The organism is Agrobacterium sp. CCNWLW32, assembly GCF_037083425.1.
In the GTDB taxonomy this organism is placed as follows: Bacteria; Pseudomonadota; Alphaproteobacteria; order Rhizobiales; family Rhizobiaceae; genus Agrobacterium; species Agrobacterium radiobacter.
This window is the reverse complement of sequence record NZ_JBAOJM010000002.1, coordinates 687,668-701,951: the sequence shown is the minus strand read 5'-3', so window position 1 is coordinate 701,951 and position 14,284 is coordinate 687,668. Positions and strand designations below refer to the sequence as shown.

The 14,284-nt window shown below is 57.9% G+C and carries 12 protein-coding genes and 1 riboswitch; of the genes, 10 read left to right on the top strand and 2 right to left on the bottom strand.

Annotation, left to right across the window (positions count from 1 at the left end; genetic code table 11):
• Positions 1 to 296 precede the first annotated feature (296 nt).
• Positions 297 to 2,105 (top strand): DNA helicase RecQ, encoded by a 1,809-nt coding sequence (gene recQ, locus V6R85_RS07310; RefSeq protein ID WP_111833803.1) that lies wholly within the window; start codon positions 297 to 299, stop codon positions 2,103 to 2,105.
• Positions 2,106 to 2,163: 58 nt separating this feature from the next.
• On the opposite strand, the gene V6R85_RS07305 is transcribed toward recQ, so the two are convergent.
• On the bottom strand, positions 2,164 to 3,396 hold the full coding sequence (locus tag V6R85_RS07305) for an ROK family transcriptional regulator (protein WP_111833802.1): 1,233 nt from the start codon (positions 3,394 to 3,396) through the stop codon (positions 2,164 to 2,166).
• Positions 3,397 to 3,659: 263 nt separating this feature from the next.
• Between V6R85_RS07305 and V6R85_RS07300 the strand changes: the two genes are divergently transcribed.
• The 8 genes from V6R85_RS07300 (at position 3,660) to nrdF (ending at position 11,866) form a co-directional block, all read left to right on the top strand.
• A complete protein-coding gene (locus tag V6R85_RS07300) occupies positions 3,660 to 4,682 on the top strand; it encodes a sugar ABC transporter substrate-binding protein (protein ID WP_003507133.1) in 1,023 nt (340 codons plus the stop codon).
• Positions 4,683 to 4,910: 228 nt separating this feature from the next.
• Positions 4,911 to 5,993 (top strand): ABC transporter permease, encoded by a 1,083-nt coding sequence (locus V6R85_RS07295; protein ID WP_087743130.1) that lies wholly within the window; start codon positions 4,911 to 4,913, stop codon positions 5,991 to 5,993.
• Positions 5,993 to 6,775 carry an ATP-binding cassette domain-containing protein gene (locus tag V6R85_RS07290; RefSeq protein WP_003507135.1) on the top strand — a complete coding sequence of 261 codons (783 nt, stop codon included), beginning with the start codon at positions 5,993 to 5,995 and terminating at the stop codon, positions 6,773 to 6,775. The genes V6R85_RS07295 and V6R85_RS07290 overlap by 1 nt, the downstream gene beginning before the upstream one ends.
• Positions 6,772 to 7,401 (top strand): nucleoside triphosphate hydrolase, encoded by a 630-nt coding sequence (locus V6R85_RS07285; protein WP_111833801.1) that lies wholly within the window; start codon positions 6,772 to 6,774, stop codon positions 7,399 to 7,401. The genes V6R85_RS07290 and V6R85_RS07285 overlap by 4 nt, the downstream gene beginning before the upstream one ends.
• A gap of 133 nt (positions 7,402 to 7,534) precedes the next feature.
• Positions 7,535 to 7,758, top strand: a riboswitch (cobalamin riboswitch).
• Positions 7,759 to 8,068: 310 nt separating this feature from the next.
• Entirely contained in the window at positions 8,069 to 8,290 is a 222-nt protein-coding gene (gene nrdH / locus V6R85_RS07280; protein WP_111833800.1) for a glutaredoxin-like protein NrdH, read from the top strand.
• Between the two features lie 12 nt (positions 8,291 to 8,302).
• A complete protein-coding gene (gene nrdI / locus V6R85_RS07275) occupies positions 8,303 to 8,701 on the top strand; it encodes a class Ib ribonucleoside-diphosphate reductase assembly flavoprotein NrdI (RefSeq protein WP_003507140.1) in 399 nt (132 codons plus the stop codon).
• On the top strand, positions 8,689 to 10,875 hold the full coding sequence (nrdE, locus tag V6R85_RS07270; RefSeq protein ID WP_099085772.1) for a class 1b ribonucleoside-diphosphate reductase subunit alpha: 2,187 nt from the start codon (positions 8,689 to 8,691) through the stop codon (positions 10,873 to 10,875). Before nrdI ends, nrdE begins: the two co-directional genes overlap by 13 nt.
• Before the next feature lie 16 nt (positions 10,876 to 10,891).
• Complete coding sequence (gene nrdF, locus V6R85_RS07265; protein ID WP_003507143.1) at positions 10,892 to 11,866, top strand: class 1b ribonucleoside-diphosphate reductase subunit beta; 975 nt, start codon at positions 10,892 to 10,894, stop codon at positions 11,864 to 11,866.
• A gap of 30 nt (positions 11,867 to 11,896) precedes the next feature.
• Here the strand turns inward: nrdF and V6R85_RS07260 are convergent, their stop codons facing one another.
• Positions 11,897 to 13,000: an alpha/beta hydrolase gene (locus V6R85_RS07260; RefSeq protein ID WP_099085770.1), complete on the bottom strand. Its 1,104-nt coding sequence runs from the start codon at positions 12,998 to 13,000 to the stop codon at positions 11,897 to 11,899.
• Positions 13,001 to 13,152: 152 nt separating this feature from the next.
• Between V6R85_RS07260 and recF the strand changes: the two genes are divergently transcribed.
• On the top strand, positions 13,153 to 14,280 hold the full coding sequence (gene recF / locus V6R85_RS07255) for a DNA replication/repair protein RecF (RefSeq protein ID WP_003507147.1): 1,128 nt from the start codon (positions 13,153 to 13,155) through the stop codon (positions 14,278 to 14,280).
• Positions 14,281 to 14,284: the final 4 nt, after the last annotated feature.

Below are 14,284 nucleotides of genomic sequence, written 5' to 3'. Positions count from 1 at the left end.
GCGGGGTGGAGCAGCCCGGTAGCTCGTCAGGCTCATAACCTGAAGGCCGCAGGTTCAAATCCTGCCCCCGCAACCAATTCCTACCAAACATATCAAAGGGCTCCGGGGAAACTCCGAGCCCTTTTTGGCGTCCGGAATATAAAAGCGGACCCGCACCGCTGCCAACGGTAAAACAGGGCTGCTGGTCATAAAATCAATCCCGCTACGCACTTCCATGACCAATTCCATCTTCGGGATTGCCATAGACCCCAAAACGGTGATGATGCGCCATCATTCCAGTTCGGATAAAAGCTGCCGTGACCGCTGATCCCTTGCATATCCTCAAGACCGTCTATGGCTACGATGTGTTTCGTGGGCGGCAGGCCGAAATCATCCAGCACGTGGTGGCGGGCAATAATGCTTTCGTTTTGATGCCGACAGGTGGTGGGAAGTCGCTTTGTTACCAGATTCCAGCGCTTGCACGCGACGGTATGGGGCTGATCGTCTCGCCGCTCATCGCGCTGATGGTCGATCAGGTCGCTGCCCTGCGTCAGGCGGGCGTGCGTGCGGAGGCTCTTAATTCCGATCTCTCTCCTGAAGAGCGGCGCGCGCTCTGGCGGGATATGCGGGCCGGTAAAGTCGACATTCTTTATGCCGCACCGGAAACCCTTCTCAAGCCGGATGTCCTGGACGCCCTCCAGCCCATTGCCCTGTCGCTGATCGCTATCGATGAAGCCCATTGCCTGTCTCAATGGGGGCATGATTTCCGGCCACCTTACCGCCAGCTTGATACGCTGATCGAGCGTTTTCCCGACACGCCACGCATGGCGCTGACAGCAACGGCCGATGGGCCTACGCGCACCGAAATTCTCGGTCACCTGGGAATCGAAGAGGATGACGCCTTCATCGCCGGCTTCGATAGGCCCAATATCCGCTATGCGATCATGGAAAAGGATAATCCACGCGCGCAGCTGAAGCGCTTTTTGAAGGACCGCGACAGTGAAAGCGGGATCGTCTATTGCCTTTCCAAACGGAAGGTGGACGAAACGGCCGCATGGCTGCGGGAGGAGGGGCGCGATGCACTGCCCTATCACGCTGGGATGGACAAGGCCGCCCGCGAGGAGAACCAGACCCGTTTCCAGCACGGCGAGGCGGTCATCATTGTCGCGACCGTCGCTTTTGGCATGGGCATAGACAAGCCCGATGTGCGCTTCGTCGTTCATATTGATCTGCCCGGCAGCATCGAAGCCTATTATCAGGAAACGGGCCGAGCCGGCCGCGATGGTCTGCCATCGGACGTACTCATGCTCTACGGTTACGAAGACATCGCCCTGCGCAACCGCTTTATCGAAGAGTCGGATGCTGCGGACCAGCGCAAATATATGGAGCGCCAGAAGCTTGACGCGCTGCTCGGCCTTGCGGAAACCGCGAGCTGCCGCAGGCAGGTTCTGCTGTCCTATTTCGGCGACCGGTGTCAGCCCTGCGGTAATTGCGATACCTGCGCCGAGCCGCCGGACCTGTTTGACGGGGCCATCGCCGCACAGAAGCTTCTGTCCTGTATTTATCGCACCGGTGAACGTTTTGGCCAAGCCTATGTCATCCGTGTGTTGCTGGGGGTCGAGGATGAGCGGATTTCCCGCTTCGGACATGATCGCATCACGACATACGGTATAGGTAAAGAACATGACAATCGCACCTGGCGCGCCATTCTGCGTCAACTGGTTGCGTTACGCATGATTGAAGTGGATCTGTCCGGGCATGGTGGTCTGTCCATTTCCGAAGATGGACGGCGGTTCCTGCGCGAAAAACCTGCGTTGATGCTGAGGATACCATCTGCTCCGCGTTCTGCCCGGCAACAGACGCCCCGCAACACGGTATCGACGATTTTGCCTGAAGCTGATCGCAGTCTTTTTGAGGCTCTGCGTGCGAAGCGCATGGAAATTGCCCGTGCGCAGAACGTTCCGCCCTATGTGATTTTCCATGACAAGACCCTGATAGAACTTGCCACGGCAAAACCGGTCTCCGCGAAGGAAATGGCTGGGATTCCCGGCGTCGGAGACACCAAGCTGGAGCGCTACGGGCCAGCCTTTCTGGCGGCGATCATGCAGCACGCCGCTGGCGAGTGACCGGCAGAAATCGAATGAAAAGCCGGGTAAGCAAAAATCGGTGGGCTCCGACAAAGGCTCAGCCGGTCGTGTCCTTGAACAGAACGTTCTGATCGATGAGGTAGCGCGAAAACAGCGGTAGGCTCGCACCGCCGATTGCCCGCGCCTGGCTACCCACCGCACCTTCGATGATTTCAGGCAGCGTGACACCCTGCAAATCGTGGTGTTTAAGGGCAAGGCGGGTGGCGGCTACGATCCTTGTTCTGACCCAATCGGGAAAACCGCCGTCGATGATGACGCTCGAAAAATCGATGATGGAGGCGGCGGCAATGACTGCCTGCGCCAGAGCTGCGGCAGTTTTTCGGATCCAGCTTTCCAGCGGTTCGCCGAAATCGATCCATTCGTCTGGAGAAAACCAGAGGGGACGCGGATCGATGCCCCTGTCCCGCAGCATGTTTTCCAGAACGAAGATCGACGCGATTTTCAGAAGCTGGACGGTATTGCCGTCCTGCCCTTGCACCGGCAGCGGGCCGATCGCGCCGGCCGTTCCCGTCTTTCCGGAAAACAGCGCCGAATTCAAAACGACGCCGCCGCCGATAAAGGAACCGATGAAGACGTAGAGGAAATCCGGATAATGCTGGCCTGTTCCAAAAACCAGTTCAGCGCCACAGGCACTGGTCGCGTCGTTTTGCAGAAAAACGGGATAGCTGACGCTTTCGGCAATTTCCGACCGGATATCCACGCCCCGCCATCGCTCCATTTCAATCTGCGGAGCGCCCACTTCCTGCGCCCAGTTCCACAATTCGAATGGCGCGGCGATGCCGACGCCGGCAATTTTCTCTCGCTCGGCCGGCGAAAGCTTCGATTCGAGCTCCGTTATGCCGTCGATTACAAATGGCAATATCCATTCCGGCATGGGATAGGGATAGGTTTTGCGCAGCTTGAGCCTGATCCGGCCGACAAAATCCATCAGCACAAGATCGACGCTGCGCCGGCCGATCTTCACACCAAAAGAAAAGACGGCGTCAGGATTAAGCCGCATCGGCGTCGAAGGCTGGCCGACTTTGCCGCGCAGTCTTTCACCACGAATGAGAAGTCCGTCCTTCTCTAGCGACCGCATGATGACGGAGACGGTCTGTGCCGAAAGTCCGCAAAGTCTTGATATTTCGGCTTTTGACAGTCCGCCGTGGCGGCGAACGAGGGACAGCACGAGCCGCTCATTATAGGCGCGCACCCCGATCTGGTTGGCGCCGCTGCTTATATCCATGGTGGTGGGCGACGCCGGCGGCGCCGTCTCGACAGATTGTCTCATATGTCATCCTCCCGCCCGCAATATCCGTCGCGACCGATACAGCAGGCTTTATGGCAATCTTGCTATCGCAACGTTAAACGACGCGGCGATATTCCTCCCTGCCGCCTATTAGAATGCCATAGAGAATTAATAATTCAATCGGATTTATTTATTGACAGCCGTTTCCTTTGGTGGTTCCATCTGGGTCAACGATCATTGTTCTCGGAGGAGACGGGATCGTCGGGTAACCGTCACGGTGCTCAAATATCCATTGGGAGGATCTCATGAAGACCACTGTTTCCGCTCTTCTGGGCGCGCTTGCGCTTGGCGTTTCTTTCGCGTCCGTTGCGTCTGCAGCCGATACTTCGGTTTGCCTCATCACCAAAACCGATACCAATCCCTTCTTCGTCAAGATGAAAGAAGGAGCGACCGCCAAGGCCAAAGAGCTCGGCGTGACGCTGAAATCCTATGCCGGCAAGATCGACGGCGATTCCGAAAGCCAGGTCGCCGCCATCGAGACCTGCATTGCCGATGGCGCCAAGGGTATCCTGATCACCGCATCGGACACCAAGGGCATCGTTCCGGCCGTGCAGAAGGCGCGTGATGCCGGTCTTCTGGTCATCGCCCTCGATACACCGCTCGAACCCGTTGATGCCGCCGATTCCACCTTCGCCACCGACAATCTTCTCGCTGGTGAACTGATCGGCAAATGGGCTGCCGGCAGCCTCGGCGACAAGGCCAAGGATGCGAAAATCGCCTTCCTCAACCTCACCCCCTCCCAGCCGACGGTTGATGTGCTGCGCAACCAGGGCTTCATGAAGGGCTTTGGCATCGACGTGAAGGACATCAACAAGATCGGCGACGAGAGCGATCCGCGTATCGTCGGTCACGATGTCACCAATGGTAACGAAGAAGGCGGCCGTGCAGCGATGGAAAATCTGCTGCAGAAGGACCCCACCATCAACGTCGTCCACACCATCAACGAGCCCGCAGCTGCCGGCGCTTATGAGGCGCTGAAGGCGGTCGGCCGCGAAAAGGATGTTCTGATCGTATCCGTCGACGGTGGTTGCCCGGGCGTCAAGAACGTGGCGGAAGGCGTGATCGGCGCGACCTCTCAGCAATATCCGCTGCTGATGGCGGCGCTCGGCGTCGAAGCCGTCAAGAAGTTTGCCGATACGGGCGAAAAGCCGAAGCCGACCGAAGGCAAGAACTTCGTCGATACCGGCGTGACGCTGGTAACCGACAAGCCGGTCAAGGGCCTCGACTCGATCGATACGAAGGAAGGTCTCAACAAGTGCTGGGGATGATGCCTCAACGTTGAAACCCGCGGGGGCATTCGTGCCCCCGCCCTTGGACCAGAATGAATATCAGGCACGATCCGGGGGATCGGACAAAGGAATAAACGAGCGCGTTGCGCGCCCCTGCGGGGATGACACAGGCCGCTTCACAACACTTTGAAATCTACGCATCATTCTCTTTGGAGATAGACCCAGGTGTCAGGGCTGATGCGATAGAGCGATCGGGAGGAAAATCCAATGAGCGATCAGCCGGTGCGGGCTCAGCCGCATAATGAATTTGAAAAGGTGCTTTCGGGAAGTTCGACGCAGGTCGCCGCTTTCGATACGCACGACAAGAGTGCGCTGGAAAAATTCCAGCATTTTCTCCATTCCAGCCCGGCGGCGGTGCCGCTTATCGTTCTGGTGCTGTCGCTGATTATTTTCGGCCTGCTCCTTGGCGGCAAGTTTTTCTCCGCCTTCTCGCTAACCCTCATCCTGCAGCAGGTCGCGATCGTCGGCATCGTTGGCGCAGCGCAATCGCTGGTCATCCTGACGGCCGGCATCGACCTTTCGGTTGGCGCGATCATGGTTCTGTCCTCCGTCGTCATGGGGCAGTTTACCTTCCGTTACGGTCTTCCGGCGGAGCTTTCCATTCTCTGTGGCCTCGCCGTCGGTGCATTTTGCGGCTTCATCAACGGCGTGCTGGTTTCGCGCATGCGCCTGCCGCCCTTCATCGTCACGCTTGGCATGTGGCAGATCGTGCTTGCGACCAACTTCCTCTATTCCGCGAATGAGACGATCCGGGCTCAGGACATCGCCCAGCAGGCGCCGATCCTGCAGTTCTTCGGCGCGAATATCCGTTTCGGCAACGCGGTCTTCACCTATGGCGTCATTGCCATGGTTCTGCTGGTCGCCCTGCTCTGGTATGTGCTGAACCGCACCGCCTGGGGCCGCCATCTTTATGCCGTGGGTGACGATCCTGATGCTGCGGAACTCGCTGGTGTCAATGTCAAGCGTATGCTGACCACCGTTTATACCCTGTCCGGTCTCATCTGCGCCTTTGCCGGCTGGGCCCTCATTGGCCGCATCGGCTCGGTTTCGCCGACCGCCGGCCAGTTCGCCAACATCGAATCCATCACCGCGGTGGTTATCGGCGGCCTGTCACTGTTCGGCGGACGCGGCTCCATCATGGGCATGATTTTCGGTGCGCTGATCGTCGGCGTCTTTTCACTCGGTCTCCGGCTTATCGGCACAGACCCGCAATGGACCTATCTGTTGATCGGCGTCCTTATCATCTTGGCTGTCGCAATCGACCAGTGGATCAGAAAGGTAGCAGGCTGATGGCAAAAGAACCTATCCTCACAGCACGCAATCTCGTCAAACGCTACGGTCGTGTGACCGCCCTCGACAATGCCGATTTCGACCTTTATCCGGGCGAAATCCTTGCCGTCATCGGTGATAACGGCGCCGGCAAATCCTCTCTCATCAAGGCGATTTCCGGTGCGGTGACACCCGATGAAGGGGAGATCAGGCTGGAAGGCAAGCCGGTGCAGTTCCGCTCGCCGATCGAGGCGCGCAAGGCGGGCATCGAAACCGTCTATCAGAACCTTGCGCTGTCTCCCGCATTGTCCATAGCTGACAATATGTTTCTCGGCCGTGAAATCCGCAAGCCCGGCATTCAGGGCAGCCTGTTCCGGGCGCTCGACCGCCCGGCCATGGAAAAATTCGCCCGCGAAAAACTGTCGGAACTCGGCCTGATGACGATCCAGAACATCAATCAGGCGGTGGAAACCCTCTCCGGCGGTCAGCGCCAGGGCGTGGCGGTGGCGCGTGCGGCAGCCTTTGGCTCCAAGGTCGTCATCCTCGACGAGCCGACGGCGGCACTCGGCGTCAAGGAAAGCCGTCGCGTTCTCGAGCTTATTCTGGATGTGCGCTCCCGCGGTCTGCCGATTGTCCTGATCTCGCATAACATGCCGCATGTTTTCGAGGTTGCGGATCGCATCCATATCCACCGGCTCGGTAAGCGCCTGTGCGTCATCAATCCGAAGGACTATTCCATGTCCGACGCCGTCGCCTTCATGACCGGCGCCAAGGAAGCGCCGAAGGAAACGCTTGCCGCATGACGCTGAAGCTTGAGACGATCGTCGAAGACGTTCTTCGGCGGGCAGAGGGTCAATCCCGTTTCATCATAGCCATTGCCGGTCCCCCTGGGGCCGGCAAATCCACGCTTGCGGATGCTCTTTTTGAGGCCTTGCGGGCGCGAGGCGAAACGGCCGCCGTCCTGCCCATGGATGGCTTCCATATGGACAATGGCATTCTTGAGGAACGGGGACTGCTGCCGCGAAAAGGCGCACCTGAAACTTTTGATGTGCGCGGCTTCCTGGATATCGTCTCCGCCGTCCGCAAGGGCGGGCAGGAGGTGCTTGTTCCGGTTTTCGACCGCTCCCGGGAAATTGCCATTGCGTCCGCCCGGGCGATTGCGCCGGAAACGCGCTTTGTCCTTGCCGAAGGCAATTATCTGCTGCTGAACGAAGCGCCCTGGACAAGCCTTTCCGAGAGCTTTGACCTCACCATCTTCGTGGGCCCGTCCGTCGCCGTGCTGGAAGAGAGGCTGCGGAACAGATGGCAGGGTTATGGTCTCGATGCCGCTCAGATCCATGCCAAGCTTTTCGAAAACGATCTTCCCAACGGAAAAAGGGTGATCGAAAACGCGCGTCCAGCCGATATTCATATCGATATCTGGGAATAGATTAACGCTTTCCAGTTCTTTACCGGCAAAGCGCGTTTGCCGTTAAGCCTTTGTTGACCATGTGTTGAATCTTTTTGATCCACAGGGTGGGGCTTTTGTGTGTCTATTCATTGACGTAAAAATTTCCTTATATACTATATGTGGTGTTCAAGGTTCTTCCGATTCGCAAGGATTGGGAGCTAAGACGGGAATTCGGTGCGTAACGCCATCATGGCGGAACAAGGCCGAAACTGCCCCCGCAACTGTAAGCGGCGAGCATCGTTCCGATTTGGGTCACTGGAGCCAAAAGCTCCGGGAAGGCCGGAATAGATGTTGTGACCCGCAAGTCAGGAGACCTGCCTTGAGCGCAAACGTCCACGGGCGGGGTGTCCGGAGGAAGGTGTTGACGCAAATGATTTGCGTGCGCCCTTTTCTGCCCCCTCCAGAACAAGCTTCGGGGTGAAGTCATGCCAGTGCATTTCTTTAAGTTGCTGCGCTCGTCGGCGTAGAGAGTGATTTTGTGCGGCTTGCAGCATTTTGGGAAAACCGGACCCCGGTTTCTATCCGAAAATGCGAAGAGTTGCCTGGGCTACGTGCCTCACCTGAATGACAGATCCACCGCCACCCGATTGCGATTGTAATCGGCAATGTTGAGCCGTGTCCGAAATCGGCTTCGAGAGAGGAAATCATGACCGTCACCGTTTACAGCAAACCCGCCTGCGTCCAGTGCACCGCCACCTATCGTGCGCTCGACCGCATTGGTATTCCCTATGAGATCATCGATATCTCCGAAGATGCGGATGCGCTCGATCACGTCCGGGGTCTTGGTTACATGCAGGTTCCCGTGGTCGTCGCCGGCGAGCGCCATTGGGCGGGTTTCCGGCCGGATATGATCGGCTCGATCAGCTGAGGCGGTAAGGCGATGGGCCTGATCGTCTACTATTCCAGCCGCTCTGAAAACACCCATCGTTTCCTTCTGAAACTGGGGCGGCGTTTGTTTCGCCTGCCGCTCGGCGCTGAGGACGACGTGCCTCATGTGTCGGAACCCTATGTGCTGGTCACCCCCACCTATGGGGGCGGCGGCACCAAAGGGGCCGTGCCTAAGCCGGTCATCCGGTTTTTGAACGAGCCCTCCAACCGAAATCTCATTCGCGGCGTCATCGCGGCGGGAAACACGAATTTTGGCGCCGCTTTCGCATCCGCCGGAGATATCGTCTCGCGCAAATGCGCGGTGCCGTTTCTCTATCGCTTCGAGCTTCTCGGCACGGAAGAAGACGTCGCCAACGTCAAACATGGATTGGAACGATTTTGGACACGCTGACCTCGAGCGCGCTGCGCAAGGACGCCAAACAGCCGGCAGCCGCAAGCCAGAAACCGCTTGATGCGGGGCTGGACTATCACGCGCTGAACGCGATGCTGAACCTTTACGACGAGAACGGGAAGATCCAGCTCGACAAGGATCGGCTGGCCGCCCGGCAATATTTCCTCCAGCACGTCAACCAGAACACGGTATTTTTCCATAACCTCAGGGAAAAGCTCGATTATCTGGTGACGGAGGGATATTACGAGCAGGAGGTGCTGGACCAGTATTCCTTCAATTTTGTTCGTGACCTCTATGACGAGGCCTATGCCCGGAAATTCCGCTTCCCGACCTTTCTCGGCGCCTTCAAATATTACACCTCCTATACGCTGAAGACCTTCGACGGAAAACGTTATCTGGAGCGTTATGAGGATCGCGTCTGCATGGTGGCGCTGGCCCTTGCGCGTGGTGATGAGCAGCTTGCCCGCAATCTGGTCGATGAAATCATTTCAGGCCGCTTCCAGCCGGCCACCCCGACATTCCTCAATGCCGGCAAAAAGAGCCGCGGCGAGCTGGTCTCGTGTTTTCTGCTGCGGGTGGAAGACAATATGGAAAGCATCGGCCGCTCCATCAATTCGGCCTTGCAGCTTTCCAAGCGCGGCGGCGGCGTGGCGCTGTCCTTGACCAATATTCGCGAATTCGGAGCGCCGATCAAACAGATCGAAAACCAGTCTTCCGGCGTTATTCCCGTGATGAAGCTGCTGGAAGATTCTTTTTCCTATGCCAACCAGCTTGGCGCACGCCAGGGTGCTGGCGCGGTCTATCTACATGCCCATCACCCTGACATCATGCGCTTCCTTGATACCAAGCGCGAAAACGCCGACGAAAAAATCCGCATCAAGACGCTGTCGCTCGGCGTGGTGATCCCCGACATCACCTTCGAACTCGCCCGCAACAACGAGGACATGTATCTGTTCTCGCCCTATGATGTGGAGCGGGTCTATGGCGTGCCGTTGACCGAGATTTCGGTCAGCGAAAAATATCACGAAATGGTCGCCGACAGCCGCATCCGCAAGAAGAAGATCAAGGCGCGCGAATTCTTTCAGGTGATCGCCGAAATCCAGTTCGAGAGCGGTTACCCCTACATCATGTTCGAGGACACGGTGAACCGCGCCAATCCGATCGCCGGCCGCATCAGCATGAGCAATCTCTGCTCGGAAATCCTGCAGGTCAGCGAAGCGAGTGAATTCAATGCCGATCTGTCCTACAGCCATATGGGCAAGGATATTTCCTGCAATCTCGGTTCGCTCAACATTGCCGCTGCAATGGATTCGGCCGATTTCGGCAAGACCATCGAGACCTCCATCCGGGCGCTGACAGCAGTGTCTGATATGAGCCACATTTCCTCCGTCCCCTCGGTGGAAAAGGGCAATGATGCGAGCCACGCCATCGGGCTCGGCCAGATGAACCTGCACGGCTATCTGGCGCGCGAACGCATCTTCTACGGTTCCGAAGAGGGCGTCGATTTCACCAATATCTATTTCTACACCGTGACCTATCATGCCATCCGCGCCAGCAACCGGCTGGCGGTGGAAAGAGGCCAGAGCTTCAAGGGCTTTGAAAATTCGAAATATGCCTCGGGTGACTATTTCGACAAATATACCGACCGGGAATGGTTGCCCGCGACCGAAAAGGTGAAGGAACTGTTCGAAAAGGCCGGCATTGCCATTCCGACGCAGGAGGACTGGAAGGCGCTGAGGCAGGACGTCATGGCATCAGGTCTTTATAACCAGAACCTACAAGCCGTGCCGCCGACAGGTTCGATCTCCTATATCAACCACTCGACGTCTTCCATTCATCCAATCGTCTCGAAGATCGAAATCCGCAAGGAAGGCAAGATCGGCCGCGTTTATTACCCGGCTTCCTATCTCTCGAACGACAATCTCGAATATTATCAGGATGCCTATGAGATCGGTCCTGAGAAGATCATCGACACCTATGCGGCGGCCACCCAGCATGTCGATCAGGGCCTGTCTCTGACGCTGTTCTTCCGCGATACGGCAACGACGCGCGATATCAACCGGGCGCAGATCTACGCCTGGAAGAAGGGCATCAAGACCATCTACTACATCCGTTTGCGCCAGATGGCGCTGGAAGGCACGCAGGTTCAGGGCTGCGTTTCCTGCACGCTCTGAATTGAGGGACAAGACAATGAACATCGCCGTAAAACCCGCGTCCCGCATTCGCGCGGTCAACTGGAACCGCATCGAGGACGACAAGGATCTCGAAGTCTGGAACCGCCTGACCTCGAATTTCTGGCTTCCGGAAAAGGTGCCGCTCTCCAACGACATTCCCTCCTGGGGAACGCTGAAGCCGGAAGAACAGAAGCTGACCATCCGTGTCTTCACCGGGCTGACATTGCTCGACACCATCCAGAACGGTGTCGGCGCCGTGCGGCTGATGGCGGATTCGGCCACGCCGCATGAGGAGGCCGTGCTCTCCAACATTTCCTTCATGGAGGCCGTGCACGCCCGCTCCTATTCCTCGATCTTCTCGACGCTATGCTCCACGCCTGATGTCGACGATGCCTATCGCTGGTCTGAGGAAAACGAGTTCCTGCAACGCAAATCCGCGCTGATCATGCGCGAATATGACAGCGGCGATCCGCTGAAAAAGAAGATCGCCAGCGTGTTCCTGGAAAGCTTTCTGTTCTATTCCGGCTTCTACCTGCCGATGTTCTGGTCAAGCCGCGCCAAGCTTACCAATACGGCGGATTTGATCCGCCTCATCATCCGCGACGAGGCCGTGCATGGCTATTATATCGGCTACAAGTTCCAGCGGGCGGTGGAGCGCCTCGGCGAAAAGGAGAGACAGGAGATCAAGGACTTCGCCTTCGATCTCCTGCTCGAACTTTACGATAACGAGGCGAAATATACCGAAGACCTCTATGACGGCGTTGGCCTGACCGAGGATGTCAAGCAGTTCCTGCATTACAACGCCAACAAGGCCCTTATGAATCTGGGTTACGAGGCGCTGTTTCCCGCCGAGGCCTGCCGGGTCAATCCAGCGATCCTGTCGGCACTCTCACCCAATGCCGACGAGAACCACGACTTTTTCTCCGGATCCGGCTCGTCCTATGTCATCGGCAAGGCAGTCGCGACTGAAGATGAAGACTGGGATTTCTGAAACCCTGATGTCAGCAGGAACCCGCAAAGCCTATTGCGGGTTCACCACCTGGCTCGCAAGGCGGAAGGGGCTGGAGACCGTTGCGCCGATCGCATCGAATACGAAGGCTCCTGCACTATTGATATCACCACCGCGCCTGCTTGCCTCCAGCTGCGGAACCATGGAGGCCAGCGCGGCATAACGGTCGTGATTGAGTGGGTCCGACGCCTCCAGATTGGAGATATCGACGAATTGCACGCCCTCTTTCAGGGCCGCTTCCTGAACCTGCGGATCGGTGACGTCAAGCGCACCGATGCGGGTGACATCAGCGCCCAGTATGGAGGATGCTTTTAAGGCCCGGTCGTCCTTGGACACCAGCACGGTGAGTGGCGGATTGAGCCGGCCGACGACCTCGATCTGCTTGCGGAAGACATCGGCGTCGATATCGGGCGCAGCCAGCACCACCTGCAGCTTGGCGATGACATCGTTCCTGCCTTCGAAGCGCAATTGCCGCAACGCTTCCATCACCAGCCAGCCGCCCATGCTGTGACCGAACACGACGACGCTTTTTCGTGGTGTCTGCCGGGTGAGGTCGGTCAATAGGGCGGCCAGCGCATCACGCGAATAGGTCGCCGATTCCTTGTCGGCGACGTAGCCGGTGACATTGGCCTGCGAAGGCCAGGAAAAGACTAATGGCACGCCATTCATATTGGCATCGGCAGCCATTTGCGCCGCGCGGAAAAGGGCTTCCTGATAGCTGTAATTATAGCCATGCACAAAAAGTGCGATCTGCTTGCCAGAGCGGGCAATATCGCCGAGATCGGCGTTGAAGGCCGTCTTCGTCAACATATCGGCCTTGGTAACAACGAAGTCCTTCTTCGGGTCCGGCTTGCCGCTGGACCACTCGATTTTTCCGCTTTTATGGGTAGGAGGAATGGAAATATCGAAGCGCGCATAATTCGGCTCGGCCGCCCGTTCCGTCCCGAAGCCCTTTTTTGCGTCCTTGTTTCTCTCGCGTGTACTCGCCACATAGGCGGTTACGATTTTGGTGCCTTTGGCCCTGGTGTCCACAGCCTGCAGCACATCCGCCCCCGGTCTGCCCGCGCAGGATGAAAGAACGCTGAGGGTGAGAAGGAGCGAAAAAATCAGGCGCATGAATGGGCTACCGATGACAAGGAACGGCTGATAAATAACCGGCCGTCAAAAAAGTTGCTACTGGAGAATGAATTGCGCTGCTGCGATGGTCTTCGATGTGGAGAGGCATTCCCCGCCTTGCTATCCGGACATGTTCGTTTTAGGCCGTAAAGATGACGAACAAGGTGTCGCTTTTACGGCTGAAACTCACGGACTTCCGCAATTATGCGGCGGCTGCGCTCACGCTCGATGACCGCCATGTGGTGCTGACGGGCGACAATGGTTCCGGCAAGACCAATCTGCTTGAGGCTGTCTCCTTTCTCTCACCCGGAAGAGGCCTGCGCCGGGCCACTTTATCCGACGTAACACGGGTGGGGGCGGAGGCTGCCGGTTTCTCGATTTTTGCCGATGTCGAAGGCATGGATGGCGAAGTCGCCATCGGCACCGGGATCGAAGGTGACGGAGAGGTGGTGTCGCGTCGCCTGAGACTGAATGGCACGCCCGTCAAATCCGTCGACGAATTGACCGACCATCTGCGGGTGCTGTGGCTGACGCCCGCCATGGATGGCCTCTTTACCGGCTCATCATCGGATCGCCGGCGTTTCCTTGATCGGCTGGTGCTGTCGCTTGATCCAGCTCATGGACGGCGGGCAAGCGATTTTGAAAAGGCCATGCGCGGCCGCAACCGCCTGCTTTCGGAAGGCCGTTTTGATCCGGTCTGGCTGGACGGTATCGAAAAGCAGATGGCCGAACTCGGCATATCCATGGCCGTTGCCCGTTATGAGATGCTCGGCCTTCTGAAGAGCCTGATCGAAGGGCGGGCGGGCAATGCCGCTTTCCCGTCGGCAGCGCTCTCGCTTTCCGGTTTCATGGACGATGGGCTCAACCGCCCTGCCGTCGATCTGGAGGATGAATACAGGCTTATGTTGCGCGATGGCCGGTATCGCGACGCCGCTGCCGGCCGTACGCTGGATGGGCCGCACCGCGTCGATCTCTTCGTGCGTCATGCGGAAAAGGACATGGAGGCCGAACGCTGTTCAACCGGGGAACAGAAGGCGCTGCTGGTGGGGCTGGTGCTTGCCCATGCGCAGCTCACCGCCAATATGACCGGCCATGCGCCGGTCCTGCTGCTGGACGAGATCGCCGCCCATCTGGATGAGGGCAGGCGGGCGGCGCTGTTCGATCTCATTCACGCGCTTGGCGGCCAGAGCTTCATGACGGGAACGGATGCGGCCATGTTCTCGGCCCTTGGTGAGCGGGCGCAGTTCTTCAATGTCTCCCACGGGAGCATCACGGCATGACGGC

Excerpts from the sequence above, each read along its gene's own strand:
- nrdH (WP_111833800.1), top strand. The coding sequence starts at position 8,069 with ATGACCGTCACCGTTTACAGCAAACCCGCCTGCGTCCAGTGCACCGCC.
- V6R85_RS07295 (WP_087743130.1), top strand. The coding sequence starts at position 4,911 with ATGAGCGATCAGCCGGTGCGGGCTCAGCCGCATAATGAATTTGAAAAG.
- nrdI (WP_003507140.1), top strand. The coding sequence starts at position 8,303 with ATGGGCCTGATCGTCTACTATTCCAGCCGCTCTGAAAACACCCATCGT.
- V6R85_RS07260 (WP_099085770.1), bottom strand. The coding sequence starts at position 13,000 with ATGCGCCTGATTTTTTCGCTCCTTCTCACCCTCAGCGTTCTTTCATCC.
- recF (WP_003507147.1), top strand. The coding sequence starts at position 13,153 with ATGACGAACAAGGTGTCGCTTTTACGGCTGAAACTCACGGACTTCCGC.
- V6R85_RS07290 (WP_003507135.1), top strand. The coding sequence starts at position 5,993 with ATGGCAAAAGAACCTATCCTCACAGCACGCAATCTCGTCAAACGCTAC.
- V6R85_RS07300 (WP_003507133.1), top strand. The coding sequence starts at position 3,660 with ATGAAGACCACTGTTTCCGCTCTTCTGGGCGCGCTTGCGCTTGGCGTT.
- V6R85_RS07285 (WP_111833801.1), top strand. The coding sequence starts at position 6,772 with ATGACGCTGAAGCTTGAGACGATCGTCGAAGACGTTCTTCGGCGGGCA.
- nrdF (WP_003507143.1), top strand. The coding sequence starts at position 10,892 with ATGAACATCGCCGTAAAACCCGCGTCCCGCATTCGCGCGGTCAACTGG.
- V6R85_RS07305 (WP_111833802.1), bottom strand. The coding sequence starts at position 3,396 with ATGAGACAATCTGTCGAGACGGCGCCGCCGGCGTCGCCCACCACCATG.